General features: G+C 60.3%; 25 protein-coding genes. 11 read left to right on the forward strand and 14 right to left on the reverse strand.

Annotated features, from left to right (window positions below):
* Positions 1-171: 171 nt before the first annotated feature.
* Both WNY80_RS00330 and WNY80_RS00335 read right to left on the reverse strand, forming a co-directional pair.
* Positions 172-864: a cobalt-precorrin-6A reductase gene (locus tag WNY80_RS00330; protein ID WP_342885350.1), complete on the reverse strand. Its 693-nt coding sequence runs from the start codon at positions 862-864 to the stop codon at positions 172-174.
* On the reverse strand, positions 854-1,963 hold the full coding sequence (locus WNY80_RS00335) for a cobalt-precorrin-5B (C(1))-methyltransferase (RefSeq protein WP_342885351.1): 1,110 nt from the start codon (positions 1,961-1,963) through the stop codon (positions 854-856). The genes WNY80_RS00330 and WNY80_RS00335 overlap by 11 nt, the downstream gene beginning before the upstream one ends.
* A 109-nt stretch (positions 1,964-2,072) precedes the next feature.
* On the opposite strand from WNY80_RS00335, the gene cobA reads away from it, so the two are divergent.
* From cobA to WNY80_RS00360, 5 genes are all read left to right on the forward strand, one after another.
* Positions 2,073-2,918, forward strand: coding sequence for a uroporphyrinogen-III C-methyltransferase (gene cobA, locus WNY80_RS00340; RefSeq protein WP_342885352.1), 846 nt, complete (start codon positions 2,073-2,075; stop codon positions 2,916-2,918).
* Positions 2,915-4,216, forward strand: coding sequence for a cobyrinate a,c-diamide synthase (locus WNY80_RS00345; protein WP_342885353.1), 1,302 nt, complete (start codon positions 2,915-2,917; stop codon positions 4,214-4,216). Before cobA ends, WNY80_RS00345 begins: the two co-directional genes overlap by 4 nt.
* A 3-nt stretch (positions 4,217-4,219) precedes the next feature.
* Positions 4,220-5,242: a threonine-phosphate decarboxylase CobD gene (gene cobD, locus WNY80_RS00350; RefSeq protein ID WP_342885354.1), complete on the forward strand. Its 1,023-nt coding sequence runs from the start codon at positions 4,220-4,222 to the stop codon at positions 5,240-5,242.
* Positions 5,242-6,213 carry an adenosylcobinamide-phosphate synthase CbiB gene (gene cbiB, locus WNY80_RS00355; RefSeq protein ID WP_342885355.1) on the forward strand — a complete coding sequence of 324 codons (972 nt, stop codon included), beginning with the start codon at positions 5,242-5,244 and terminating at the stop codon, positions 6,211-6,213. The genes cobD and cbiB overlap by 1 nt, the downstream gene beginning before the upstream one ends.
* 131 nt (positions 6,214-6,344) lie before the next feature.
* The gene (locus WNY80_RS00360; protein ID WP_342885356.1) at positions 6,345-6,776 is read left to right on the forward strand and encodes a L,D-transpeptidase; all 432 of its coding nucleotides are present in this window, start codon (positions 6,345-6,347) and stop codon (positions 6,774-6,776) included.
* 44 nt (positions 6,777-6,820) lie between these two features.
* Here WNY80_RS00360 and WNY80_RS00365 read toward each other — a convergent pair whose 3' ends face one another.
* The 7 genes from WNY80_RS00365 to hemN all read right to left on the reverse strand — a co-directional run bounded on the left by WNY80_RS00365 (position 6,821) and on the right by hemN (position 13,729).
* Positions 6,821-7,750: a lipid A biosynthesis lauroyl acyltransferase gene (locus tag WNY80_RS00365; protein WP_342886272.1), complete on the reverse strand. Its 930-nt coding sequence runs from the start codon at positions 7,748-7,750 to the stop codon at positions 6,821-6,823.
* 32 nt (positions 7,751-7,782) lie between these two features.
* Positions 7,783-8,811 carry a zinc-binding dehydrogenase gene (locus WNY80_RS00370; RefSeq protein ID WP_342885357.1) on the reverse strand — a complete coding sequence of 343 codons (1,029 nt, stop codon included), beginning with the start codon at positions 8,809-8,811 and terminating at the stop codon, positions 7,783-7,785.
* 169 nt (positions 8,812-8,980) lie between these two features.
* The gene (locus tag WNY80_RS00375; protein WP_342885358.1) at positions 8,981-10,267 is read right to left on the reverse strand and encodes a beta-ketoacyl-ACP synthase; all 1,287 of its coding nucleotides are present in this window, start codon (positions 10,265-10,267) and stop codon (positions 8,981-8,983) included.
* On the reverse strand, positions 10,264-11,469 hold the full coding sequence (locus tag WNY80_RS00380; RefSeq protein ID WP_342885359.1) for a beta-ketoacyl-ACP synthase: 1,206 nt from the start codon (positions 11,467-11,469) through the stop codon (positions 10,264-10,266). Before WNY80_RS00380 ends, WNY80_RS00375 begins: the two co-directional genes overlap by 4 nt.
* The gene (locus WNY80_RS00385; RefSeq protein ID WP_342885360.1) at positions 11,466-11,951 is read right to left on the reverse strand and encodes a 3-hydroxyacyl-ACP dehydratase FabZ family protein; all 486 of its coding nucleotides are present in this window, start codon (positions 11,949-11,951) and stop codon (positions 11,466-11,468) included. The genes WNY80_RS00380 and WNY80_RS00385 overlap by 4 nt, the downstream gene beginning before the upstream one ends.
* 23 nt (positions 11,952-11,974) lie before the next feature.
* Positions 11,975-12,259 (reverse strand): acyl carrier protein, encoded by a 285-nt coding sequence (locus tag WNY80_RS00390; protein ID WP_152599498.1) that lies wholly within the window; start codon positions 12,257-12,259, stop codon positions 11,975-11,977.
* Positions 12,260-12,379: 120 nt separating this feature from the next.
* A complete protein-coding gene (gene hemN, locus WNY80_RS00395) occupies positions 12,380-13,729 on the reverse strand; it encodes an oxygen-independent coproporphyrinogen III oxidase (protein ID WP_342885361.1) in 1,350 nt (449 codons plus the stop codon).
* Positions 13,730-13,900: 171 nt separating this feature from the next.
* Here hemN and WNY80_RS00400 point away from each other — a divergent pair, with 171 nt between their 5' ends.
* From WNY80_RS00400 to WNY80_RS00410, 3 genes are all read left to right on the forward strand, one after another.
* Positions 13,901-14,626: a helix-turn-helix domain-containing protein gene (locus tag WNY80_RS00400; protein ID WP_342885362.1), complete on the forward strand. Its 726-nt coding sequence runs from the start codon at positions 13,901-13,903 to the stop codon at positions 14,624-14,626.
* 474 nt (positions 14,627-15,100) lie between these two features.
* Positions 15,101-15,799: a PAS domain-containing protein gene (locus WNY80_RS00405; RefSeq protein WP_342885363.1), complete on the forward strand. Its 699-nt coding sequence runs from the start codon at positions 15,101-15,103 to the stop codon at positions 15,797-15,799.
* A 393-nt stretch (positions 15,800-16,192) separates the two neighbouring features.
* Entirely contained in the window at positions 16,193-17,857 is a 1,665-nt protein-coding gene (locus tag WNY80_RS00410) for an electron transfer flavoprotein-ubiquinone oxidoreductase (RefSeq protein ID WP_342885364.1), read from the forward strand.
* 100 nt (positions 17,858-17,957) lie between these two features.
* Here WNY80_RS00410 and WNY80_RS00415 read toward each other — a convergent pair whose 3' ends face one another.
* The 3 genes from WNY80_RS00415 to WNY80_RS00425 form a co-directional block, all read right to left on the reverse strand.
* Positions 17,958-19,457: an AMP nucleosidase gene (locus WNY80_RS00415; RefSeq protein ID WP_342885365.1), complete on the reverse strand. Its 1,500-nt coding sequence runs from the start codon at positions 19,455-19,457 to the stop codon at positions 17,958-17,960.
* A 122-nt stretch (positions 19,458-19,579) separates the two neighbouring features.
* Positions 19,580-19,753 (reverse strand): hypothetical protein, encoded by a 174-nt coding sequence (locus WNY80_RS00420; RefSeq protein WP_342885366.1) that lies wholly within the window; start codon positions 19,751-19,753, stop codon positions 19,580-19,582.
* 24 nt (positions 19,754-19,777) lie between these two features.
* A complete protein-coding gene (locus WNY80_RS00425) occupies positions 19,778-19,948 on the reverse strand; it encodes a hypothetical protein (protein WP_342885367.1) in 171 nt (56 codons plus the stop codon).
* Between the two features lie 284 nt (positions 19,949-20,232).
* Between WNY80_RS00425 and WNY80_RS00430 the strand changes: the two genes are divergently transcribed.
* Complete coding sequence (locus tag WNY80_RS00430; protein WP_342885368.1) at positions 20,233-21,450, forward strand: diguanylate cyclase; 1,218 nt, start codon at positions 20,233-20,235, stop codon at positions 21,448-21,450.
* A 235-nt stretch (positions 21,451-21,685) separates the two neighbouring features.
* Complete coding sequence (locus tag WNY80_RS00435) at positions 21,686-22,387, forward strand: glutathione S-transferase family protein (protein ID WP_342885369.1); 702 nt, start codon at positions 21,686-21,688, stop codon at positions 22,385-22,387.
* Positions 22,388-22,478: 91 nt separating this feature from the next.
* Here the strand turns inward: WNY80_RS00435 and WNY80_RS00440 are convergent, their stop codons facing one another.
* The gene (locus WNY80_RS00440; RefSeq protein ID WP_342885370.1) at positions 22,479-22,817 is read right to left on the reverse strand and encodes a DUF2147 domain-containing protein; all 339 of its coding nucleotides are present in this window, start codon (positions 22,815-22,817) and stop codon (positions 22,479-22,481) included.
* A gap of 466 nt (positions 22,818-23,283) precedes the next feature.
* Here WNY80_RS00440 and WNY80_RS00445 point away from each other — a divergent pair, with 466 nt between their 5' ends.
* On the forward strand, positions 23,284-23,550 hold the full coding sequence (locus WNY80_RS00445; RefSeq protein ID WP_342885371.1) for a sel1 repeat family protein: 267 nt from the start codon (positions 23,284-23,286) through the stop codon (positions 23,548-23,550).
* Between the two features lie 223 nt (positions 23,551-23,773).
* Here WNY80_RS00445 and WNY80_RS00450 read toward each other — a convergent pair whose 3' ends face one another.
* Positions 23,774-24,886 carry a pyridoxal phosphate-dependent aminotransferase gene (locus tag WNY80_RS00450; RefSeq protein ID WP_342885372.1) on the reverse strand — a complete coding sequence of 371 codons (1,113 nt, stop codon included), beginning with the start codon at positions 24,884-24,886 and terminating at the stop codon, positions 23,774-23,776.
* Positions 24,887-24,960 lie beyond the last annotated feature (74 nt).

Raw genomic sequence — 24,960 nt, forward strand, 5'->3', positions numbered from 1 at the left:
ATCCCGTAATCCCGGACTTTAAGTCTCCGTCATCCCGGCCTTGAGCCGGGATCCAGCGACCCGGCGTCTGCCGGGTCAAGAGACTCTATCAGCCCAAGGACTTGGGCTTGCTGGATGCCGGATCGGGGTCCGGCATGACGGAGCGCGAGGCATGTCATGCGCGCCTCAATCTCACCGCCCGACCATGACCACCGGCAGGCCCAGATCCCGCGCAGCTTCGATCTTGGCGTAGGCGGACTTGCCGCCGGAATTGCGGCAGACGATGTGGGTGATGGAGTGGGCGATCAGCAGCATTGTTTCTACCGCTGCGGTATCGCCCGGACGTCCCAGGATCAGCGCGTGATCGGCTAGTTCAAGCGGCCGCTCCGGCGCGTCGATCATGCGGACGACGAAATGCACGTCGTCGCGGGTGGCGAACAGGCCGATGTGCTGAGAGCCGAGCGCCAGCAGCACCCGGGCGCGGGGCGGGATGGCATCGCGGGCCTGTTCCAGTGTTTCAACTTCTATCCAGGTGTCACCGGTCTGTTTTGCCCATGGGGTGCGGGTGCGGATGTCGAGCGGCACATCTGCAATCGCTGCGGCCTCGACGGCGTTGGCACTGATCTGGCGGGCGAAGGGATGGGTGGCGTCAATCAGGCGTGTCACGCCTGCCTCGCGAAGATAGCGGGCCAGCCCTTCAATGCCGCCGAAGCCGCCGGTGCGGACTTCGCCGTCAAGCGGCGCGGGCTCCCTGGTGCGGCCGGCAAGCGAGGTGATGATGCGGGCTTCGGGCTTTGCCGCGACCAGTTCCTTCGCCAGGTCCGCGGCTTCCCTTGTGCCGCCGAGGATCAGGATGGTTTCCGTTGGCTGCGGGTCATTCGGCATGGGCGAGCAATGCTCCGGCACGGTCGGTGACCATCAGGTCTACGGCAACGGGTGCGCCACGCAATGTTTCGAGTGCGGCAGCGCGGGCCCGGGCCGCGATGACGGTTGGGAGGTTGATGCCCTGATCGCGAGTCAATTCAAGGGCTTCCATCGCGGTGTTGGCAAGTTGAATCCGCTTCTGCAACGCCGCATCAGCCCCCAGTTCCGCTGCACGGGCTGCCAGCCATTCCATGTCGACCTGGCTGCGGCCCGAATGCAGATCCAGAGCCCCCTGGGCGAGCTTGCACATCTTGGCAAAGCCGCCAGCGATGGTCAGGCGCGGCACCGGGTGGACGCGGAGATACTTGAGCAAGCCGCCGGCGAAATCCCCCATGTCGAGACAGGCGAGATCGGACAGGCCATGAAATGCCTGCGCGGTCTTTTCCGAGCTCGAGCCGGTGGCGCCGAGCACATGCGGGAAGCCTTCGGCGCGAGCGACATCAATGCCGCGATGGATCGAGTGGATCCAGGCGGCGCAGGAATAGGGATGAACGATGCCGGTGGTGCCGAGTACGGACAGTCCGCCGATGATGCCGAGCCGCGGGTTCCAGGTTTGCAGGGCCAGTTCGGCGCCATTCTCGATAGCGATTTCGATCTCGATGTCTGGCGCAATGCCGTGCTTCGCACACAGGGCTGTGACGACCTCGGTCATCATCCGGCGCGGCACCGGATTGATGGCGGCTTCCCCCACCGGGATCGGCAGCCCGTTCTTGGTGACCGTGCCGACGCCAATGCCCGCCTTGAAGACGATGCCGGTGCCTTGGGGCAGGCGGTGTACACTTGCCATGACAAGCGCACCGTGGGTGACGTCCGGGTCGTCGCCGGCGTCCTTGATGATGCCTGCCATGGCGTGGTTGTCGGTGATGGTTTCGCGGGCGAGCGCGAAGCTCGGGGTCTCGCCCTTGGGCAGGGTGATTTCCACCGGATCGGGGAAGTCGCCGGTCAGCAATGCGGTCAGTGCGGCCTTGGTTCCAGCGGTGGCACAGGCGCCGGTTGTCCAGCCGCGGCGCAGTGCGGTGGCGGGTTTTTCCAGCCGGATTTCGTTTTCGCCAGCGTCCATGTCGCAGTTCCCGGTCGTGTCTTGCCTGTTGCCGTTATAGAGTGCGATTGATACGGGTGTAACCCATGGTGATTTGCAGCAGTTACCGCACGAGCGTGAACGGAAAAGCATGAGCGACTGGCAACAAAATCTGCCGCAGATGAAACCCGGCGAAGTGTGGCTGGTGGGCGCCGGTCCGGGTGATCCCGGCCTGCTTACGCTGCATGCAGCCAATGCGCTCGCACAGGCCGATGTGATTGTTCATGACGCGCTGGTCAATGCCGACTGCCTCAAGCTGGCACGCACCGGCGCTGCGCTTGAATATGCCGGAAAACGCGGTGGCAAGCCATCGGCCAGGCAGCGCGACATTTCGCTGCGGCTGGTCGAACTGGCGCGGGAGGGCAACCGGGTGTTGCGGCTCAAGGGCGGCGATCCGTTTGTCTTCGGCCGTGGCGGTGAGGAAGCGCTGACGCTGGTCGAACACCACGTTCCGTTCCGGGTGGTGCCCGGTATCACCGCCGGGATCGGCGGACTGGCCTATGCCGGTATTCCGGTAACGCACCGTGACACCAACCACACGGTGACCTTCCTGACCGGGCACGATTCGTCAGGCGTTGTGCCCGACCGGATCGACTGGGATGGTGTGGCGCGCGGCAGCCAGGTGATCGTCATGTACATGGCGATGAAACATATCTCGACGATTACCTCGCGGCTGATCGCGGCCGGACGGGATGCTGACGAGCCGGTGGCTTTTGTCACCGACGCTTCGATGGAAGCGCAGAATGTGCTCGAGACCACGCTTTCCCGCGCCGCTGACGATGTGGCCGCATCGGGATTGCAGCCGCCGGCCATCGTGGTTGTCGGTCAGGTGGTGCGGCTTCGCCCGGCACTTGACTGGATGGGGGCGGCCGCGGGCAGGGTGTTGACCACCGATCCTTTGGGAAATCGCGCTAGTACGCAGAAAGACAGTGCATGACAGGCCTTATGATTGCTGCACCCCGATCGGGCTCCGGCAAAACGACCGTAACACTTGGACTTCTGAGAGCGCTCAAGCGCCGTGGCGTGGCGCTGGCGCCGGGCAAGGCGGGGCCGGACTATATCGATCCGGCATTTCATGCCGCCGCAAGCGGTGAGGCCTGCCTCAACTATGATCCGTGGGCGATGCGCAGCGACCTTCTGCTTGCCAATGCCTCGCTGCAGTCGCAGGGCGGCCGGATGCTGATGATCGAGGCGATGATGGGGCTGTTTGACGGCGCCGCGGATGGTTCGGGCTCGGCCGGTGACCTGGCAGGCTTGCTGGGGCTGCCGGTCGTTCTGGTGATCGATTGCTCCGGCATGTCGCACTCGGTGGCGGCGCTGGCGCGCGGATTTGCCAATTTTCATCCCGATGTGCTGGTGCCCGGGGTCATTCTCAACCATGTCGCCAGTCCGCGGCATGACGGGATGTTGCGCCAGGCGCTGGAGAACGTTCGCGTCGAAGTGCTCGGCTCGTTGCCACAAAACGAAAAACTGGTGCTGCCGGAACGCCATCTCGGACTGGTGCAGGCCGGAGAGAACGAAAAGCTCGCCGAATTGATCGACGATGCCGCCGACGTCATGGAAAGCCGGATTGATCTCGACCAGCTGATCAAGCTTGCGCAACGTGCGCCCGCCAAGCCGGCGCCTGCCAACATTCTCCGGCTTCCGCCCCCCGGCCAGAAGATCGCCGTGGCGCAGGATGTCGCCTTTGCGTTCATTTACGAACACATGCTGCTTGGCTGGCGGCGGCGCGGGGCGGAATTGTCGTTCTTCTCGCCGCTTGCCGACGAGGCACCTGCCGCCGACTGCGATGCGGTGGTGCTGCCTGGCGGATATCCCGAACTTCACGCAGGCAGCCTGGCTGCGGCAAGCGGGTTCAAGGCAGGCATGCAGGCAGCGATTGACCGCGGCATTCCGGTCTATGGCGAGTGCGGCGGCTACATGGCACTGGGTGAGGGGCTGATCGACGCCGATGGCACGCGTCACGAGATGCTCGGCGCTTTGCCGCTGGTGACTAGCTTTGCCAGCCCGAAGCGGCACCTGGGATACCGGCGGCTCACGCCGACACCTGGTTTCTTCTGGAACATGGAGCTCTCCGCACACGAGTTCCATTATGCCTCGGTGATCTCGGAGGGCGAGGCGGACGGAAGGTTGTTCTCATCGCGTGATGCGCTGGGCGCCGATCTTGGTTCCGCCGGTCTTCGCCGCGGCAATGTTGCTGGATCATTCATGCATGTGATCGACCGGATAGATTAGAAAATGAACGAACAGACCGCTGCACCGATCGCCCATGGAGGGGCGTTGTCCGAGGCTATGGCCCGCCATGGCGGCACGGCTTCCGAATGGCTTGACCTGTCAACCGGGATCAGTCCCTTCAGTCTGCCGCTTCCCGAAATTCCAGCGGACGTTTGGCGGCGTCTTCCCGAGCAGAGTGAAGTGCAGCGGGTTTGCGAACTGGCGATGCAGCACTATGGCGCCTCGGTGGTGCCAATCGCGGTGCCGGGCACACAGGCCGCGATCCAGTTGCTGCCTTTCCTGACGCCGAATGCCTCCGAGGTTGCGATCGTGTCGCCGACATACGGCGAATACGAGCGGGCGTACCAGCGCATGGATATGGCGATCGATCCGATCGATGCGCTGCATGGCGCGACGGTGACGCGGGCAAGCGTGGCGATCCTGGCAAATCCGAACAATCCGGATGGGCGTGAAACGCCCCGCGACGACATCTTCGGTTTTGCCCGGGCGCAACGTCACCGGCTGGTTGTCGTGGACGAGGCTTTCGCAGATATGCGGCAGGACCTGGCGATGGTTGGGGCTGCCGGCATGGAGCCCAACCTGGTGGTGATGCGTTCGTTCGGCAAGTTCTTCGGTCTCGCCGGGCTGCGGCTGGGATTTGTCTTCGCTGAAGCGGAGCTGGCAAAAATCCTGCGCGAGCGGCTTGGGCCCTGGGCGGTATCCGGGCCGGCGCTGGCGATTGCCTCGCATGCCTTTTCCCGGCTTGACCTGGTCAACGAGCTTCGCACCAAGCTCGACAAGGCGCATGCGATGACGCGTTCGGCGCTCAGCATGGCAAGGGTGCGGATTGTCGGTGAAACAGCGCTGTTCTTCTATTGCGACGTCGGAGACGGCGCCGCGGTTCGCGAATTTCTTGCCAGTCACAAGGTGCTGGTGCGGGCCTTTGATCACAGCCCGTCTCGGATCCGCATCGGCCTGGTTCCCGACGAGTTGTCCGCGGTCCGGCTTCGCGAAACATTGCGGCTTGCGGGGCCGCTGACTTCGTAATGGATCATGCTGCGGTTCTGCTGATCGCCCTGATTGCGGACCGCGTGATCGGGGATCCGGACTGGCTGTGGCGGCGGATCAGCCATCCGGTGGTGGTTTTCGGCCATGCCATCGGCTGGGCTGACCGGCGTTTCAACCGGAGTTCCGACCCCGGATCCGCACGCCGCCGCAAAGGACTGCTCTCGATTGCCGGATTGTTGCTGGCAGCCGCTGTTTGCGGTTGGGCCCTTGGCCGTCTGTTTGACAGCCTCGGTGTCGCCGGCACGATGCTTGAAGTGCTGGTGGTTGCCGTGTTCCTGGCGCAAAAAAGCCTTGCCGATCATGTCGCGGCGGTGGCAGACGGACTTCGCGAAAACGGATTGACCGGCGGGCGCAAGGCCGTCTCGATGATAGTCGGGCGCGATCCGGAGGCGCTTGATCAGGCGGGCATCTCGCGCGCGGCGATAGAGAGCCTGGCCGAGAATTTTTCCGACGGGATTGTCGCGCCGGCCCTTTGGTATCTGGTTCTGGGCCTGCCCGGCCTGCTGGCTTACAAAATGCTCAATACCGCGGACTCGATGATCGGACATCTCAATGAGCGGCATCGCGATTTCGGGCGCGCGGCGGCAAAACTGGATGATGTGGCCAATTGGCCTGCAGCGCGGTTGGCGGCGTTGCTGATTGCAGCGGCAGCGGGCATGGTCAAAGGACGGCCCGCAATGCGCCGCGCCGCCGGCCTGGCGCTCACGGATTCCGGCCTGCACCGCTCGCCCAATGCCGGGTGGCCCGAGGCGGCAATGGCGGGGGCGCTGGGATTGGCGCTTGCCGGTCCGCGGCAGTATGGCGGTGAGCTGGTGATGGAGGCCAGCCTCAACGGTTCCGGCAGGAAACAGGCCGGAGCCGGAGACATTGTAGACGCGCTGATGATCTTCCGGCGTGCCTGCGATTGCCTTGCATTGACCACCGTTCTGGCGTTCCTTGTCGCGTTTTAAACGTTTGAATTCAATCACTTGGATTTGAATTGAGAATTTTATGATGTGTTTTAACTTTAACTTGCAAGATCCTGTGCCTAAACTATTGGCCGGCTAATACATTCAGCTGCAGGGTAACTGGGGAAACAATCATGCGAAATCTGTTTTTGGCTGGGCTTCTCGCCCTCTCACTTGTGCCTTTGTCTTCGGCTTCGGCGTTTGCCGCAAAACTTATCGCCAAAGTCGATATCTCGAGCCAGACGATGGTGGTTAGCCACAATGGCAAGGTGAAGTACAAATGGCCTGTTTCAACCGGCCGCAAGGGATATTCCACGCCGACCGGAAGTTATTCGGCCCAGTGGCTGTCGCGGCATCACCGTTCGCGCAAGTACAACAATGCGCCGATGCCGTATGCGGTGTTCTACCACCGCGGTTATGCGGTTCATGCAACCTACGACACCAAGCGCCTTGGCCGCCCGGCTTCACATGGTTGCGTCCGCCTGGCGCCGGAACACGCCGCCAAGTTCTTCTCGCTGGTCCAGAAGACCGGCAACAAGAACACCCGCATCGTGATCAAGCATTGAGATCCTGATGATGCATCCGGCCCGGCGTTGCCGGGCCGTTTCTGCTATTTCTTGAGCTGATGCTTGATGTTCCAGCGGTCATGGAACCATTGCCATTGACCCGGATATTCGCGCACCCAGCTTTCGACCTTGTCATTGAGCTTCTGTGCCGTTGCCTCGATATCGACGCTGCCGTCAGGACGACGGGGTATATCGAGCGCCGGTTCGACTTCCAACCGGTGCCTGCCGCCGGGCAGGCGGATTGAGCGAGCGGGATAAACCTCGCAATCATACTGACGCACCAGCTTGGCCAGCAGCGGATTAGTGTGGACTTCCAGTCCGAAAAAACTGGTTTTTGCTCCCTTGTGGAATTTCTGATCGACCAGCACACCAACGCCCCCGCCGGCTTCAAGCCGCCGTGCCAGGGCGAACGCCGCACCTGCCCGCGAAGGCACCAGGTGACCCATCTTGGTGCGCCGGGCAGATAGAACCTTTTCTGCGATATAGGGATTGTTGGGCGGACGGAACAGCGCCATCACCTCGAGATTGAATGTTGCCGCGGCGATGGGGAGCAATTCGAAATTTCCGGTATGAGCCGTAAAGACGATGAATGGCTTGTTCTCGTCACGTAGCTTGTGAAAGATTTCGTCACCGCCGACCTCAATGCGCCCGTGCTCGCTTGCCTCGGGATCATAATCAAACAGCTGGTCGAGAAACACGTATTCCGCAGCTAGCCGGGACATGTTGCCCCACATGTCGAGGGCAATCTTTTCGCGTTCGGCTTCCGACATTTCCGGAAAGGCCCTCGCGAGATTGGTCATTGCCAGCTTGTGGCGCGAGGTCAGGGGACCGATGCGGCGGGCCATCGCGTCGACGAAATTGATCGCCGCGTCGGGCGGAAACAGCGAAATCAGCCGCAACAGGCTGAAGATGGCGTTTGCGATCATCCAGTCCCTGGCGCGCCTGAGCGCAATGACAATGCGTGTGAGCGCCATGCGTAAGGTGTTCGACATATCGTGCGTTGGCCTCAATCCATCCGTAGGATGATCTTTCCGAAGACATCCCGGCCTTCCATGCGGGCCAGGGCTGTATCGATGTCCTCGAAACCGACCTCGGTATCGATGACGGGCTGGACGAGACCCGCTGCCATCTTCTGCATGGCGTCGGCCATGTTCTCCATCCGGCAGCCGAACGAGCCCAGCAGCTTGAGCTGCTGCTGGAACAGCATCATCAGGTTCATCTGTGTCGATACACCCGAGGTCGAGCCGCAGGTGACCAGCCGCCCGCCGCGCTTGAGCGACAGCATGGATCCGGCCCAGGTATCGGCGCCAACATGCTCGAACACCACATCAACGCCGCGTTTCTTGGTGAGCTTGCGCACCACGCCTTCGAAGCGATCCTCGCGATAGTTGATCACGTGGTCGGCGCCCAGTGCCCTGGCCGGCTCGATCTTGGCGTCGGAGCCGACGGTGGTGATGACGGTACAGCCGATTTTCTTGGCAAGCTGGATGGCGGCGGAACCGATGCCGGACCCGCCGGCGTGGATCAGGATGGTTTCGCCCGGTTCAAGCTTTGCATTGTCGAACAGCATGTGCTCGACGGTGCCGAAGGTGACCGGGGCCACCGCTGCGCCGATTGGGGTCACGCCGGGAGGTGCGGGCACCAGAAGCCGCGCCGGCAGGTTGACCTTTTCCTGGGCAAAGCCATCAAGATGAAAGCCATGAACGCCGCTGACATGTTCGCACAGATTGTCGCGGCCTTCGCGGCAGGGGCGGCAGAGGCCGCAGGTGCGGGCGCCATAGATCGACACGAGCTGTCCCGGCACAAGACCGGATACGCCATGCCCGATGGCGTCGACCATGCCCGATGCCTCGGCGCCGATGACCAGTGGCATCTTGCGCTTGGCAAAGGCCATGCCGCGCCATCCCCAGACATCGATGTGGTTGAGCGCGACAGCCTTGATCGAAATCGTCGCCTCGCCGATGCCAGGCGGTGGGGGAGGAGGCAGATCCACCGTCTCAAGCTTGCGATCTTCGATCAGTTGCAATGCCCGCATGAATATTGTCCTTCTCCGCTTGGCGAAGCCGAGCTGCCGCCAGTGTCTCTTACAGGATGCCCTGTATGTCGAGCATCCGAGATGAGCGCGATGCTGTTGCGCTCACGTTTTTTGCAGATGCATGATCCGTGTGGCTCCGGCCATTGCCGTTGCCTTAGCGGGAGATGACTTAAGCGGGTTCAGCCGACATGACAAGGCATGCGTTTTGTCCGCCAAATCCAAATGAATTGGACAGAACGCTGGTGACGCTGGCATCGCGCTTGACGTTGGGCACCACATCGAGCGGAATGGTGGGGTCCGGAGTGTCGTAATTGATGGTGGGCGGAAGGATGCCGGTCGAGATGGTCAGCAGCGAGAACACGGCCTCAACCGCACCCGCAGCAGTCAGCGTGTGGCCGATCATCGACTTGTTGGACGAGACTGGCACATCGGCCATCCGTTCGCCGAATACAGTGGACAGCGCCAGATATTCCATCTTGTCATTTTCCGGCGTCGAGGTGCCGTGGGCGTTGACGTAGCCGATTTCATCGGCGGAAAGTCCTGCGTCCTCAAGAGCGGCGTGGATGGTGGCAATTGCCGGGGCGCCGCCGGGTGAGGAGCGCGTGCGATGGAAATCGTCTGCTTTCTCGCCGCAGCCGCTGATGATGCCGAGAACCTTCGCGCCGCGGGCGACCGCAGCCTCGAGCGATTCCAGCACCAGCGTGGCAGCTCCCTCGGCGATAACGAAGCCGTCGCGATCCTTGGTGAAGGGGCGGGAGGCCTTTTCGGGCCGGTCGTTGTTTGTGGACAAGGCGGAAAGCAACGAGAACCGGATCAGGGCTTCGGCGCTGACGGAGCCATCGGTAGCAACGCTCAGGGCGCGCTGGGTGCGTCCCTGGCGGATTGCCTCGACGCCAAGCTGAATGGCGGTGGCACCCGATGCGCAGGCGGTCGAAAGCGTGACCGGCAGTCCGCGTGTTCCGAACCTGTCCGCAAGGCGTTCGGAAATGGAGCCGAACAGGATGGCTTCGTGATAGGCCGGATCGGCCTTGTCGCGCAGCACGGCGAGGAACTGCTCGTAGGCATTTCCGGTCATCTGTTCGGGGGTAACCCGGTCTCCCAGGTCGAACCGGGCACTCCACTCAGGCTCGATCGGCGGAGCGGCAAGAAACAGGGGGCCGTCGAAATCACCCGAAATGCCGGCCTGCGCCAGCGCCTCGATGGTGGTTTCGCGGGCAAATGCGAAAGACCGCTCGACGGTGTTGGCCACGGGCACGTCGATGAAATCGACAGTGCCGCAAATCCGGGTCGACAGGCCTTCCGACGGAAACCGTGTTATCGGATGAATGCCCGACTTGCCGGCGGTCAGTGCCTGCCAGTTGTCTTCCACTCCCTGGCCCAGGGAGGAGACGACGCCCATGCCGGTGACTGCGACCAGCGGACGGCCGAGGTGGTCCTTGTACGCGGCTTTGCTCATGACATCCTCGTCAGTCGGGCGATGCCTTCACCGCGGACATGACCAATGGTGGTCACGACCGCCGAGTTGGCAGCAGTTGTTGCAATGGCGTCTTCACCGGCCACAAACGGGCTGATCGGTGCGTCTTCATCCAGAGCCAGACAGGCGAGCGCGACGGCCGTGGGGAAGTGCGCTTCGACGGAATGGCCGAACAGGGCGCCGACGGTGCGCAAAGGTGTGGCCGGGAATCTTGACTGCAGAAAGGCACGCTCCCGGGCGCTGAGTTCGGGGTAGCCCGCGGCTCCCGAGAACACCACGGTATCCTCGCCGCCAGGTGAAGCGCCGGTCTCATCGGCGAGACGTGCGAGGCGTTTTTCCATGCGGTCATCGTCACGTGGGCCGCGATCTCCCAATACAGCGTCGAGGCGGGCGTAAATGTGCGCGCCACGTGCCTGGGCATGCTCAAGGGATTCGAGGACCAGAAACGCGCCGGAGGTGCCCAGGTTCATGCCATTTGCAGTGCCGTCGGCATTCCAGAACGGAGCCTGCCGGTCCTTGCCGAGCCCCTGGATGGCTTCCATCACCATCAGCATGTCGAGCCGTTCGGACACGAATGCGCCACCAACAAGGCAGTGGGTCGATTGTCCGGCGGCGATGCGGGCGTAGCCGGTTTCCACCGCCGAAATGCCTGCGCCTTCCTCGCCCATCAGGGTGCGCGAGGAGCCGGTCACCTTGTGAACGATGGAAATGTTGCCTGCCAGCAGGTTGGACAATTGCGCCAGAAACAGGGTCGGGCGCAGTTCGGTGGTCAGTTTTTCGTTGAGCAGCTGTTCGCGGTCGTTGCGCTTGCGGCTTTCCTCGACAATCAGGGTATCAACCGCGATGTCGCGCTCGCCGCCGCCGGCTGCAACGATCATGTCCATGGATGCGCAGGCCTCGAGATCGTCCTTCAAGCCTGCGTCATCAAGCGCCAGACCGGCTGAATAAACACCAAGACGCTGCCAGTTTTCCATCTGGCGCTGATCGCCGCGGCGCGGGATTTGTGCCGCCCAGTCGATCTCGGGAAGCGGGTAGACCGTGTAGGGGGCGAAGCGCTCGCTGTCGGTCACCTTGTCAGGCACGGTGCCCGCCATCAACAGGTCGCGATGAGCCTCACGTCCGACCCCGAGCGAGGTCACCAGACCTACGCCGGTGATGACAACCTGATGGCGTGTATCTGTCATTGGCGTTCTCCTGCAGCATTCGCCATTGCGGTCAAAAGCCCCACTTCGCCGGCCCGCTTTCGAACGATATCGGCAAGCGGCACCTGATCGAAAGCAACGGTTCTGAACTTGAGCTGGCTGTCAGCCACCTTCTTGCCGCCGCTTGTTATTCTAGCCTTGGTGACCGCGTAGCCCGAGCCTTCGTGCTCAAGAACGGCCGTGATCTCCAACGGGGTTCCCGGCTTGACGAAATCGCGCATCTTGGCGCCATCCACGGCCATCAGGAAGGGCATGGCCGCAAAATCGGTCTTGGCGAGAATCACGAAGCCGCTGGCCTGAGCCATGGTTTCGATCAGCAATACGCCAGGCACGAGCGGCATGCCGGGAAAATGGCCTTCAAATACGGGGCTGGTTTCGGGGACTGTCGAACTCGCGGTGAGCGTCGCGGCCTCGAGGTCAAGTGCCTCGATCCGGTCGATCATCTGGAAATACTCAAGTTGCATGACTTGCCCCGCCGCGCCGGGCGTCAGCCCTTTGCGGCCCTCAGCTCGTCGATTTTGGCGCAAAGATTGCCAAGCACGAAGTATTCTTCTGTCGAAGCCTTGCCGTCGTTGACTTCCTGGGTCCACTGCTCGAGCGGAATCTTGATGCCGAATTCCTTGTCGACCGCAAAAACGATGTCGAGGAAGTCGAGGCTGTCGATGCCCAGATCGTCGATTGTGTGGCTTTCGGGAGTGATGGAATCGCGGTCAATCTCGCTTGTCTCAGCGATGATGTCGGCGACCTTGTCAAATGTTGCGGTCACGCTCATTTCCTTGTTCGGTGGTAGCTTGGCCGAAGCTATAGAAAAATCCGGCGCAAAAGCCAATGGCTTCTTTGCCCGGCTGTTGGCGGCAAAGCCGGTTCGAAGCCTCAAATGTGAACGCCGGGGTCAGACTGCAAGTGAATGGCGTGCGGTGCCGGTCCCGAAGTAGCCGTCAAATGCAGAGGCAATCGAGCGGACAAATGGCTGTCCCTTCGGCGTAATCTGGAAAAGACCGCCGGAAAATCCGATCATGCCGTCGGTATCGCATCCCGCCAGATATTCGGCTTCATCAAGAATGTTCTCGGCTTCGCCGCCGAATTCATGCCGGATCGTGGCGAAAGAGAAAGCGAAATCACACATCAGAAGCTCGATGATGCGGGCGCGGATACGGTCTTCCGTCGACAGTTCGAAACCCCGCACCACCGGCAATTGGCCAAGATTGGCCTGCCGTTGGTATTCGCCTGTGGATGGCTGATTCTGGATGTAACCCTGGGGCAGCTGGCCGATTGAAGATGCGCCCATGCCAATCAGGGCGCCGGCTGTGTCGCTGGTATAGCCCTGGAAATTGCGGCGCATGGTGCCGGAGGCCGCCGCAATCGCAAGGCTGTCGCCAGGCAGGGCGAAATGATCGATGCCGATCGCGGTGTATCCCGCCGATGTGAGCGAGGAGGCGGCGCGGTTCATCTGGGCGAATCGCTCGGTCAGGTCCGGCAACACCGATTCATCGATCATTTTCTGATGGGTTTTCATCCATGGAACATGGGCGTAGCCGAAAAGTGCGATTCGGTCCGGCTCAAGCGTCAGGACCTGCTTGATGGTGCGGTCGACGGAGTTGCGGGTCTGATGCGGCAGGCCGTAGAGCACATCGCAATTGACGGATTTCACACCGCGGGCGCGCACCTGCTCGACGACTTCGCGGGTCTGCTCGAATGTCTGTTCGCGATTGATCGCCTTCTGCACCTGTTCGTCGAAGTCCTGGACCCCGATAGATGCTCGGGTCAGTCCGATTTCTGCCAGGGCATCATATTTTTCGGCGGTCAGGTCGTTGGGATCCATCTCGACGCTGATCTCGGCGTCCGGATCGAAATTGAAGCGGCTGCGCAGCATATTGTTCAGCGCAACCATGTCTTCGGGATGCAACATCGTAGGTGAGCCGCCGCCCAGGTGAAGTGCCGTGACCCTGCAGCCCGGATCAACCAGGCCGGAAATCGTTTCCATCTCGTTTTCGAGGGCTGTCAGATAGGTTTTCAGCGGTTCGTATTTGAGGGTCTGCTTGGTGTTGCAGCCACAGAACCAGCAAAGGCGGTCGCACCATGGAATGTGGATGTAGAGAGACAGCGTCTGGCCGGGCGTCAGCTGGCGCAGCCAGCGGGCGTAAACATCGCCATCTATACCGGTATGGAAATGCGGTGCGGTCGGGTAGCTGGTGTAGCGTGGTGCCGGGCCGCCGTGCTTGAGGATGAAGTCTTTTTGCATATTGCTGTCTCTCTCGTATCACGCCATACATTGCCTGCTGGCAGCTTTGCCGCCTTGACTTTGATCAAACCGCGCTGTTGTTTGAGCGCGAACCCAATGGTGCCTGACTGGCCTGTGCCGCGGTGTTGCAGAGCGCGAAGGGTAAGTGGTCTGAGCGCCAAAGAGGACCTGATGGACGCGAAGCGCAAAGACATCCACAATTCCGACATTCCTGCGCTTTGCCGGGCCTGCGAGGCGCGGCACAGAGGCGTGTGCGGGGCGTTGTCGACAGATCAGCTTGTCAATCTCAACAAGCACGCGACCCGCAAACGGGTCGATTCCGGGATAGAACTGATCGGCGAAACCGAGCAGGCAGACAGCTACGCCAACATCATCTCCGGGGTGGTGAAACTGACGAAGATGATGGCCGATGGCCGGCAGCAGATTGTCGGGCTGCAATTTGCACCGGATTTCCTCGGGCGGCCGTTCCGTTCGGACAGCGGGATCACGGCAGATGCCGCGACCGAAGTGAATGTCTGCAGTTTTCCCAGGACCATGATCGAACGCATGATACGGGAAACGCCCGAGCTCGAGCACAAATTGCTGGAGCAGACGCTCAAGGAACTCGACGAGGCGCGTGACTGGATGCTGACGCTGGGGCGCAAGACTGCTTCAGAGAAGGTCGCAAGTTTCCTGTATCTGATTGCCACCCATGTTGATCCGGAACTGGATTCAGATTCGGTCAGTTTCGAACTGCCGCTGACGCGCTCCGACATTGCCGACTTCCTCGGGCTGACGATCGAAACCGTGAGCCGGCAGTTGACGAAACTGCGCAAGGACGGGGTCATCGTGATCCAGAACAACCGGCAGGTTGATATCCCCGACATGAACAGGCTGGCTGAAAGAGCGTCGCAGTAGTCTCGCGCACATCTCCTTGTTGCTGTCTTCATACTGTTTGCCGGGCAAGTCCGGTCTCGGGGAGGCATGTGCTTCCACCGGCCTGATCGATGTTTTGTCGAAGAATCTTGCTGGCTTCGAGCCGATAATGGGCGATTTGCCAAAAAAATGCATTTTCTTTCGTCCTAGAACAGTCGGCGCGGTTGCTGGTTTGATGCCCGTTCCAGCGGCACGGAACATGGTGTCCTGCCGTCGTTGAGAAGACCAAAAAATGGGTGATAAACGAGCAAATAGAGTGTGTTAGCATTCTATCTCGTAAATATATTCGTTGTGGACATTCTGTGTTTCCGCAATATTTGCCTTCAGGCGAGTATTTGCGCCGTTTATTGGCCCGTTGCGGGCAAAAAATCCGGGGTTGTGTTGTCTTGCCGTAGGGGCGAAATTGCTACTATACAGGAGTTACTAAAGTAGCCGGGGAAGACCATTGAGGGCTTGATGCTATCCGCTCTGATCCAGAAGTTTGACAAGCTGGGCAATGAATTGCTCCTTGCCGTTCGTCGTGGTGATGAAGACGAGATCAATCGCGTTGACGCGCAGCTTCAGCCGCTAACACGCCGCATCTTTGAATTTGAAGCCTCCGATTACAACGAGATCATGGCGCAGATCGCCTTCTTCAATCGGCTTGCGATGAAGAACTGCGAGGATGACAGCAGTGTAAGGCGCTACACGGCGATGATGTCGACATTGTTTGTCCGCTACCTGGAGCCCAAAGACGGACCGAAGCCGGTGGCGGCGAAAAGGGAATTGCCCCCGTTGTTCAAAGGCTATGATCCGTCGCTGCAGGAACTCGTTCTGGATTCGCTGGAAGAGCGCGTTGCAGCGTTCGATCTCGATTATCGCTATATCTACTGTAACCAGCGCAATGCCGAGTTTCACAACAAGCGTCCCTCCGATTTCATCGGCAAGCACCTGCTCGACATGATCGACCAGAAACGTTTCCTGACCCGGGCGAAGCCGCGGATCGACCAGTGCTTTGGCGGGGCCCGCATTTCCTACACCTATGAAGCTGCCGATGCGCACGGGCGGTTGTTCGAGATCAATTGCCGGATGACACCGCTGACCGGGCCGGATCAGGCCATTGCCGGTGCTGTGCTGATCCTGAACATGCAGCCGATGTTTGCCCGTACCGCCTGAAGGCCAGTCGGGAAATTCTGTGACCGACCCCGATTTGAATGCCGCCCTGGGTTTCTTGGTGCAGCAGGTGGTCGGCTGAGCTTTTCCACATTGCTTGGGTCGCGCCCTTCGCGAGGCGTGCCCGTTGAAACCGAAACAGTGGACACAGATTGTTGACGTTTACGTGCACGTCAGTATTTGCTAGGAAACAATGCAAATCCTGTCGCATCCCGGCTCGACTTCATGCGCGTCATTTGCCAAACAGGATGTAACGGCCGCGAGGCCAGCCGGTGTGTCCGGAGAGCGGGCGGATCTGCCCGAGCTTCCAGCTCGAAACACCGGTCCTGATGTTGAATTGTATTTGTGCGTCTGCCTCGCCAGGGCGTCGCCGGATCAAAGAGGTGAGGACGTCCGATGACTGATGTGAATGAGCTTCCCGAGCGCGAGAGCATGGAATTCGATGTTGTGATCGTGGGGGCGGGGCCCGCTGGCCTTTCGGCCGCGATCCGGCTCAAGCAGGTCAATCCCGAGCTGACGGTTGTCGTGCTGGAAAAGGGCGGCGAAGTCGGCGCGCACATTCTCTCCGGTGCGGTGGTTGACCCGATCGGCATCGACAAGCTCATTCCCGATTGGCGCGACGATCCTGACCATCCGTTCAAGACACCGGTCAAGTCGGACCATTTCCTCGTGCTTGGGCCGGCCGGATCGATCAGGCTGCCCAACTTCCTGATGCCGCCGCTGATGAACAATCACGGCAACTACATCGTCTCGCTGTCCAATGTGACCAAGTGGCTTGGCGATCGCGCCGAGGCGCTGGGCGTGGAAATCTATCCGGGGTTCGCTGCCACTGAAGTCCTGACCGACGAAAACGGCGCCGTGATCGGTGTGGCGACTGGCGACATGGGCGTGGAGCGCAACGGCGAGCCCGGCCCGAACTATGCCCGCGGCATGGCGCTTCTGGGCAAATATGTGCTCATCGGCGAAGGTGTGCGCGGCTCGCTGGCCAAGCAGCTGATTTCGAAATTCAAGCTGGACGAGGATCGTGAGCCGCAGAAATACGGTATCGGCCTGAAGGAGCTCTGGCAGGTCAAGCCTGAGCACCACAAGCCGGGGCTGGTGCAGCATTCGTTCGGCTGGCCGCTGGATCTGAAAACCGGCGGCGGCTCGTTCCTCTACCACCTCGAGGACAACCAGGTGGCGGTCGGCTTTGTCGTTCACCTCAATTACAAGAACCCCTGGCTCTCACCGTTTGAAGAATTCCAGCGTTTCAAGACCCATTCGGCGATTGCTCCTGTGTTCGAGGGCGCCAAGCGGCTCGGTTACGGTGCGCGCGCCATTTCGGAAGGCGGCTGGCAGTCAGTGCCCAAGCTCGTTTTCCCGGGCGGCGCGCTGATCGGTTGCTCGGCCGGTTTCGTCAACGTCGCCCGCATCAAGGGATCTCACAATGCAGTGCTGTCGGGAATGATGGCGGCGGAACATGCCGCCGAAGCCATCGCCGCCGGCCGTGCCCAGGATACGCTGGATGGCTATGACGCGGAATGGCGCACATCGGAAATCGGCAAGGACCTAAAAAAGGTGCGCAACGTCAAGCCACTGTGGTCGAAGCTTGGAACCATCGGCGGCGTGGCCCTGGGCGGCCTCGACATGTGGCTCAATACGCTGTTCGGTATCTCGCCCTTTGGCACGATGAGCCACGGCAAGCCTGACTACGCAGCCCTTGAACCGGCTTCACAGCACAACAAGATCGACTACCCGAAGCCGGATGGTGTGCTGACCTTCGACCGGTTGTCCTCGGTGTTCTTGTCCAACACCAACCATGAGGAAGACCAGCCGGTACACCTCCAGCTCAAGGATCCTGCGCTGCAGAAGAGCTCGGAACTCGAAGTCTATGGCGGCCCATCCAACCGCTATTGCCCCGCGGGCGTCTATGAATGGGTGGAAACCGACGGTGAACCAACCTTCGTGATCAACGCGCAGAACTGCGTGCACTGCAAGACCTGCGACATCAAGGATCCGAACCAGAACATCAACTGGGTTCCGCCCCAGGGCGGCGAGGGACCGGTGTATACCAACATGTAAGGGGATTTGGCGCGGGGCGTGTATTCAGCAAGCCGCGCCGCCATCCTGACAAAACAGCAAAAAGGCGGGATTTGATCATCCCGCCTCTTTTTTGCGTGCGCTACTGAAACGCGGTTTCGAAGAAGCTTCTGAGCTTGCGTGAATGCAGCCGTTCGGGTGGCATGGCGGCGAGTTTCTGCATCGCCAGCAGCCCGATCTGAAGGTGCTGGTTGACTTGCGTCTTGTAGAAGGCTGACGCCATGCCGGGCAGCTTGAGTTCGCCGTGCAGCGGCTTGTCGGAGACGCAGAGCAGGGTGCCGTAGGGCACGCGGAAGCGGAAGCCGTTGGCCGCGATGGTGGCCGATTCCATGTCCAGTGCAATCGCGCGTGACTGCGACAGCCGCTGCACCGGGCCGCGCTGATCGCGCAGTTCCCAGTTGCGGTTGTCGATGGTGGCGACGGTGCCGGTGCGCATGATGCGCTTGAGATCGTAGCCATCGAGCCCGGTGACTTCGGCGACAGCCTCCTGGACGGCGACCTGCACCTCGGCCAGCGCCGGGATCGGCACCCAGGCAGGCAGGTCGTCATCAAGCACATGGTCCTCGCGCACATAGGCGTGGGCGAGCACGTAGTCGCCGAGGTTCTGGCTGTTGCGCAGGCCTGCGCAGTGTCCCAGCATCAGCCAGGCATGCGGGCGAAGAACGGCGATGTGGTCGGTGATGGTCTTGGCGTTGGACGGGCCGACGCCGATATTGACCATGGTTATGCCGCCATGGTTCTTGCGCTTGAGATGATAGGCGGGCATCTGCGGCAGCCGCGGCGGGGCAACCCCTTCGGTGGGGCTGCCCTCTCCAGCCGGCGTGATCAGATTGCCGGGCTCGACGAAGAACTCGTAATCATGATCGCCTTCGGCCATCAGTGAGCGGGCATGTTCGCAGAATTCGTCGATGTAGAACTGGTAGTTGGTAAACAGCACGAAATTCTGGAAATGGTCCGGCGCCGTCGCGGTGTAGTGCGACAGGCGCGCCAGCGAATAGTCGATGCGCTGGGCCTTGAACGGCGCCAGCGGCAGCAATTCCCCGGGACCGGGTTCATAGAGCCCGTTGACGATTTCATCGTCGGTGGTGGCAAGGTCCGGCGTGTCGAACAGGTCGCGCAACGGCATGTCGAGCTTTTCAGCCACTGCCGCCTCGACGTAAGCGCCTTCGCCAAAGGCAAAATGCAGCGGGATCGGCGTTTCGGATTCCGAGATCGTCAGCGAGCCGCCATGATTGCGCAGCAGCAATTCGAACTGCGTGGTCAGATAGCTGCGGAACAGCGCTGGCCGGGTGATGGTTGCAGCGTAGCGGCCCGGCGAGACAACGTGGCCGTAAGACAGCCGTGAATCGACCTTGCCGAAGGATGTCGTCTCGAGGCTGATCTGCGGATAGAAGGCGCGATAGCGGCCTGCAGGTTTCTCGGTGGCAAGGCCCTGGAAGGCCTCGCACAAAAAGCGAGTGTTGCGATCATAAATGGCTTCAAGAGCCGCAACCGCACTTGCCGCATCGGAATATTCCTGCGGTTCGACCGGATCGGGTGAAATGAAGCCGTTGGTGGTGTGTGAAGAGATTCGCTGGTTCATGCATCGTTATATACGAGAAAATATTGCAAGGAAAAGACGATCAGTGCCGAAAGGACTTTTAGCCGGATGGGTGGGTATCGCCACAGCCTGTGCTGTCCGCCTGATCCGGCCCCGCGCCGAGCTTAGTTGCTGTTCCGCTTCAGGCTGACATAGAGAACATATCCGGCCCCTGACAGGCCTGGACCCTTGTCGCCGGTCTGGGCGTAGGCAAAGGCGCCGACCGGGCCCACCAGAAAGCTGACGAGAGCGGTCATGCGCAGCAGGGTGGTGATGGAATGTTGGATACGGATACTCATGAAATCAATCCTTTGAAGCCGGTCTCAGCGCGAAGCGGTGCAGTTCAGGTCGGGGTGAAAAACGCAGGCGTCGATGACGCCGTTGTGCCAGCCATGCCGGCGACGCTCGTTATTGGCGACGGCGGCAGCCATCAGCAGCGCAAAGATCAGAAAGACCAGGCAGATGATGATGAAGCGTCGTGCAATGGTGCTCATGCGTCTTGTTCCCTTCTTGTGGGATCAACATTCGCATTTGCCGGCTGAACGGCACCTGAGGTGGGCGTTCATCTGGCGTTCAAAGAGATTAACCGCAGCACGGGGAAGGATGGCTGGCATGTCGCCGGCGAGGCGGGAATGGCGCATTTTCCGGATGAAAGCGGCGCGAATTCTTTACCAATTGGTCATTGTAACGGCCAAATAGGCGGCCGTGATGTCAGGTTTTATGACATTTTAAAGTCGCGCCATTCATATTCGGCCATGCTAATTTAAAGGCGCGGGAAATGCGACGGCATTCTGAGAGCAGCACAGGCGACCAACTTCACCGGCCGACACTTGATCGGCTGCTCAGGTTCGATCGCTACACCGAAGAGCGGTATGAGGCTGAGCACGGCATGGAACGGGTCGCGCAATTGCGTGATGCGGTCAATTTTGGCATTCTTCTCTATATCCTGCATGGAATATCGAAAATCATTCTGTATCCCGACAGTTACCTCATTGTGCTGCCGGTCTTGCTTTTCGTCATCGTTCCGTTCGCTGTCTATTTCCATAAGTATGTCTCTGTCTTGGATTACAAGACGCGCGAAATGCTCGTGTTCGGTGGGGTTGTTCTCGCTACAATCCTCCCGATTTACATGGTTTACGATTCTCAGTACGCGTACATCTCGTATATGAATATTGATGTGCTGATTTGCATCATCTTCGGGAATGTACTGATCGCGCTTCGATTCAAGCACGCGTTTTTCTATACGCTGGTTTCGCTTGTTTTCTCGGTCGTGGCCATTGTGACGAGTTCCGTGATTGAGCCGAACCTGAAGACGGCCTTCAGTTTCCAGTTCACGACCGTCGCCATTTTGTGCCTTTATTCAAACTATCTCTTCGAACGCCGGAGATGCCTGGATTACTGTGTCTCGCTTGAGGCTGTCCTGCGGGCAGAAGCTGCGGAAACCTCGGAGAAGCAATTCCAGGTGCTGTCGAAAACCGACGCGCTCACCGGGTTGCCGAACCGGAGGTTTCTGGACGAGCAACTTGACGAGTGGGTTGTCGATAGCCGTTCGGCAGTTGTGATGATGATCGACATCGATCATTTCAAACTGTTCAACGACACGCTGGGGCATCCCGCGGGTGACGAGTGCCTCAGGGTGATCGCCGATGCTTTCAGCAAGGCATTCTCGCAACCGGACCTGTTTTGTGCCCGCTTTGGCGGTGAGGAATTTACCCTCGCGGTCAGGGACGCCGAGGAAATGCAGGCCCGCCGGCTGGCGAGCAGCGTGGTCACGGCCATTCAGGCGCTGCAAATTCCCCATCCGGGCCGCAATGACGGCATGGATATCGTCACCATCAGTGTGGGTGTGGCGCTGAAGCCAAAGCATGTGACGACCACACGGGAAGCTGTCCTTTCTCAAGCCGATGAGGCGCTTTACCTGGCCAAGCGCAGGGGACGAAATTGCTTCGTCATCAATGACGAGGCCTGCGAAAGCCAGATCCAGGTGAATTCTTAAGCCGGTTCTGCGCTGGCCCTGCCGCAAATTTCTCAAAGCTGCCTATGGGGGCGTACCTGTCGAGACGCGCCGCGCCTGTCAGACCACGTTCACAGCGGTCCTTGCAGCGAATTCCGCTTGCCGTATTCCAATGGCCAAATTGGAACGATGCCGTAGATGTGCGGTTTGAGAATGCTAGAGTGTTGGCGGTGCGGGCGACCGGGCCGCAAGCAGGCAGGCAAGCGAGGGAATGACGATGACCAGCCAGACCAAACCAATCGAACTATACTACTGGCCGACACCCAATGGCTGGAAAATCACGATCATGCTTGAGGAACTGGGTGTTCCCTACGAGGTGAAATATATCAATATCGGCAAGGGCGAGCAGTTCGAGCCTGCCTTCCTGGCGATTGCTCCCAACAACCGGATGCCGGCGATCATCGATCCCGAAGGTCCGGGTGGAGAGCCGATTTCGGTATTTGAATCTGGCGCCATCCTGCAATATCTCGGTCGCAAGTTCGCCAGGTTCTATCCGTCGGACGAGCGGGCGCGCACCGAAGTTGAGCAATGGCTGTTCTGGCAGATGGGCGGGCTGGGGCCGATGGCCGGGCAGGCGCACCATTTCCGCCAGTATGCACCCGAACAGGTTCCCTATGCGATCGAGCGCTACACCAACGAGGTCAACCGGCTTTACGGTGTGATGGACAGGCGGCTTGCCGACCGGGCGTTCCTGGCCGGGGACTATTCGATTGCCGACATGGCGGCCATTGGCTGGGTCAGGCCTTACAAGAACCAGGGCCAGGAGCTTGCGGATTTTCCCAATCTCAAGCGCTGGTTCGACACGCTGATGGCAAGGCCGGCAGTGGAGAAGGGATGCAGCATCGGCATCGAGTACCGCAGGAACCTGGCGGACGACAAGGATGCGCAGAAAGTGCTGTTCGGCCAGAAAGCCCAATAGGCGCATTGCCGCAGAAAGACCCGGATAGAGAAAGACCCGCGCGGGGATGCCTGCGCGGGTCTCTTCAATGTCTGCGTGGCAGATACGCGGATTACATCTTGGTCCAGTTTTGCGACCGGCACAAAATGCCCAGCACGCAGCCTTTCATCTTCATGTTCTTGCCGGAAATGGTGGCCGAGCCGGAATAGGTCTTGTCGTTTGCCGGATCGGTGATCTTGCCGGAATAGCCACTGCCATCGGCTTTCAGCTTGCCGATGCGTTTGCCGGCATGCTTGCCGGTTTTCAACTGTACGCAGTAAGAGCCGCCGCACGACGAGATCGCCGCGGTTTCGCCACTCTGTGTTTTCCAGTTGCCTTCGATGGCATCTGCAAGCGCCGGAGCAGTCATGGCGGCGACAAGCGCGCCAGCTGCAATCAAATTGCGGATCATTGTGTTCCTCCCAAGGATAAACGCGCTTCCTCCAGCGCATTTCTTACTTAGCTCGCATTTACGTAAACGTAAACTGGCATTTCGAGGCGGCAGAGCGGCTTCCAAAGCGGTTGTTCTGGGGGCGGATTCTGCTCGTTCATTTCATGCATCGTTCGGATTTGCAGAAAATGCGATGCATGTTTGGTTAGCCGTCCGTAACTTTTTTGCCGCGGCGCAAAACGCCGAATCCGGTCACTCTGACCGGAACGCAACGGCTTCGATGTTTAACAAAATCGCAAATTTACCAAGCGTTTGGACTTTGTTCGTTTCCAGTTAAGCATGCAATTTAACTCGCTTTTTAGTCGATAACGGCACACTCCAATCCAACAAGACAGCGCCGGGCCAAACCGGACGCAAGCATCATTGAGACGGCTTCTCAGGAGCTGACAGGGACAACGAAACAAACGTAATTACAGGGACTGAAACAATGGCACGTTACGAAATTCACGATCAGGATCAGGCAATCATCGGCGGCGAAGCCAAGGCCGACGTTTTCTGCGAAATGGGTCTGATGTATGCGACCGGACGCGAATGCGAAGTCGATTACATCGCCGCGCACAAGTGGCTCAACATTGCAGCCATCAAGGGCTCGGACCGGGCCGCTACACTGCGCGCCGAACTGGCCGAAAGCATGAGCAAGGCCGAACTTGCAGCGGCGCTGCGTGCAGCACGCGAATGGATGACCATGCATTGATCGGGGCATTGATCGGGGTTTTGACCCCGGCATTGGGCCGAAAAGGCCATTGCGGGGCAGGGCGTCCGTTTGGATTGCCAGATGCCGCAATCCCGAAGACCTTACCTCGAGGGGAACGAGGCGGGGGCCATAACTCCGGACAAGACGGAGAGGCTTTCATATAGGCCGCGATTGACCATAACCGGTCGTTCGCGGCCTTTTGTTTTGCTTGCTGCCTGCGGGCTCAGTCGAGTTCTGCAACGACTTCCGCCAGCGCGGTCTCGAACAGGCTGATTTCCGCGTCTGGTCCGGTCGAGATGCGAATGCAGCGATTGAGCGGGGCTACGCCGGGCATGCGGATGAAGACACCGCGGCTGACCAGGCCGTCGAGAATGGCCTTGGCGTAACCCGCATCGCGACCGCAATCGATGGTGACGAAATTGGTGGCCGAGGGGATCGGGGTAAAACCGTGGGCTTGCGCGATTGCCGCGAGCCGCTCGCGCGATTTCTCAACCTCGGCAAGGATATGGGCCAGCCAGTGCCGGTCCTTCAGTGCGGCAAGTGCTGCCGCCTGGCCGAGACGGTTGACGCCGAAATGGTTTCGCACCCGGTGAAACATCGACACTGTTTGCTCCACACCAAAAACATAGCCAACGCGCTGGCCGGCCAGTCCGTAAGCTTTCGAAAAGGTGCGGAAGCGGAGCACGTTGGGCATGTCCGCCAGATCGGTGACAGGGGGGAGGGCTGCGGCGGGTGCGGTTTCGCCATAGGCCTCGTCGAGCACCAGCATAGTGGTTTCGGGCAGGGCCCGGGCGAATTCGGTCACCGCGTCAGCCGAATGCCAGGTGCCCATCGGGTTGTCGGGGTTGGAGAGGTAGACCAGGGACGCGTTCTCGCGGCGTACCGCGTCGAGCAACGCGTCGAGATCCTCATGGTCATCACGGTAAGGCACGGTTACCAGCCTGCCGCCAAAGCCCGCGACATGGAAATTGAAGGTCGGGTACGCGCCAAGCGAGGTAACGACCGCGGTGCCCGGTTCGACGATCAATCGGACGATCAGGCCCAACAGCCCGTCAATACCTTCGCCCACGACCACCCGTTCGGGCGCGAGTTCAAGATGCGCGCCAAGCGCCATGCGCAGATCATGGTTCTCCGGATCGGCGTATCGCCAGCTCAGCGGCGCTTCGCGGGCAATCGCCTCGATCACCGAGGGCGCCGGGCCGAAGCCGTTCTCGTTGGCGCCGATCCGGGCAACGAAGGCTGCGCCACGCGCACGCTCCTGGGTTTCCGGTCCGACAAACGGCACGGTGGGCGGCAGGGATTGGGCAAGAGCGGTGAAACGGGAAAAAGCAGGCATGGCGGGATTTGTCCTGTGTCGGTGGTGAAAAAGCCCTAGCGGCAACGCAAGGCCGCTTCAAGCTTTGGTGAAAG

The organism is Hoeflea sp. AS16, from assembly GCF_038900095.1.
Taxonomy (GTDB): Bacteria; Pseudomonadota; Alphaproteobacteria; order Rhizobiales; family Rhizobiaceae; genus Hoeflea.

Excerpts from the sequence above, each read along its gene's own strand:
- WNY80_RS00330 (WP_342885350.1), bottom strand. The coding sequence starts at position 864 with ATGCCGAATGACCCGCAGCCAACGGAAACCATCCTGATCCTCGGCGGC.
- WNY80_RS00375 (WP_342885358.1), bottom strand. The coding sequence starts at position 10,267 with ATGAGCAAAGCCGCGTACAAGGACCACCTCGGCCGTCCGCTGGTCGCA.
- cbiB (WP_342885355.1), top strand. The coding sequence starts at position 5,242 with ATGGATCATGCTGCGGTTCTGCTGATCGCCCTGATTGCGGACCGCGTG.
- WNY80_RS00410 (WP_342885364.1), top strand. The coding sequence starts at position 16,193 with ATGACTGATGTGAATGAGCTTCCCGAGCGCGAGAGCATGGAATTCGAT.
- WNY80_RS00450 (WP_342885372.1), bottom strand. The coding sequence starts at position 24,886 with ATGCCTGCTTTTTCCCGTTTCACCGCTCTTGCCCAATCCCTGCCGCCC.
- WNY80_RS00385 (WP_342885360.1), bottom strand. The coding sequence starts at position 11,951 with ATGCAACTTGAGTATTTCCAGATGATCGACCGGATCGAGGCACTTGAC.
- WNY80_RS00405 (WP_342885363.1), top strand. The coding sequence starts at position 15,101 with ATGCTATCCGCTCTGATCCAGAAGTTTGACAAGCTGGGCAATGAATTG.
- WNY80_RS00435 (WP_342885369.1), top strand. The coding sequence starts at position 21,686 with ATGACCAGCCAGACCAAACCAATCGAACTATACTACTGGCCGACACCC.
- WNY80_RS00440 (WP_342885370.1), bottom strand. The coding sequence starts at position 22,817 with ATGATCCGCAATTTGATTGCAGCTGGCGCGCTTGTCGCCGCCATGACT.
- WNY80_RS00430 (WP_342885368.1), top strand. The coding sequence starts at position 20,233 with ATGCGACGGCATTCTGAGAGCAGCACAGGCGACCAACTTCACCGGCCG.
- hemN (WP_342885361.1), bottom strand. The coding sequence starts at position 13,729 with ATGCAAAAAGACTTCATCCTCAAGCACGGCGGCCCGGCACCACGCTAC.
- WNY80_RS00390 (WP_152599498.1), bottom strand. The coding sequence starts at position 12,259 with ATGAGCGTGACCGCAACATTTGACAAGGTCGCCGACATCATCGCTGAG.
- WNY80_RS00415 (WP_342885365.1), bottom strand. The coding sequence starts at position 19,457 with ATGAACCAGCGAATCTCTTCACACACCACCAACGGCTTCATTTCACCC.
- WNY80_RS00425 (WP_342885367.1), bottom strand. The coding sequence starts at position 19,948 with ATGAGCACCATTGCACGACGCTTCATCATCATCTGCCTGGTCTTTCTG.
- cobA (WP_342885352.1), top strand. The coding sequence starts at position 2,073 with ATGAGCGACTGGCAACAAAATCTGCCGCAGATGAAACCCGGCGAAGTG.
- WNY80_RS00370 (WP_342885357.1), bottom strand. The coding sequence starts at position 8,811 with ATGCGGGCATTGCAACTGATCGAAGATCGCAAGCTTGAGACGGTGGAT.
- WNY80_RS00365 (WP_342886272.1), bottom strand. The coding sequence starts at position 7,750 with ATGGCGCTCACACGCATTGTCATTGCGCTCAGGCGCGCCAGGGACTGG.
- WNY80_RS00400 (WP_342885362.1), top strand. The coding sequence starts at position 13,901 with ATGGACGCGAAGCGCAAAGACATCCACAATTCCGACATTCCTGCGCTT.
- cobD (WP_342885354.1), top strand. The coding sequence starts at position 4,220 with ATGAACGAACAGACCGCTGCACCGATCGCCCATGGAGGGGCGTTGTCC.
- WNY80_RS00345 (WP_342885353.1), top strand. The coding sequence starts at position 2,915 with ATGACAGGCCTTATGATTGCTGCACCCCGATCGGGCTCCGGCAAAACG.
- WNY80_RS00420 (WP_342885366.1), bottom strand. The coding sequence starts at position 19,753 with ATGAGTATCCGTATCCAACATTCCATCACCACCCTGCTGCGCATGACC.
- WNY80_RS00360 (WP_342885356.1), top strand. The coding sequence starts at position 6,345 with ATGCGAAATCTGTTTTTGGCTGGGCTTCTCGCCCTCTCACTTGTGCCT.
- WNY80_RS00445 (WP_342885371.1), top strand. The coding sequence starts at position 23,284 with ATGGCACGTTACGAAATTCACGATCAGGATCAGGCAATCATCGGCGGC.
- WNY80_RS00335 (WP_342885351.1), bottom strand. The coding sequence starts at position 1,963 with ATGGACGCTGGCGAAAACGAAATCCGGCTGGAAAAACCCGCCACCGCA.
- WNY80_RS00380 (WP_342885359.1), bottom strand. The coding sequence starts at position 11,469 with ATGACAGATACACGCCATCAGGTTGTCATCACCGGCGTAGGTCTGGTG.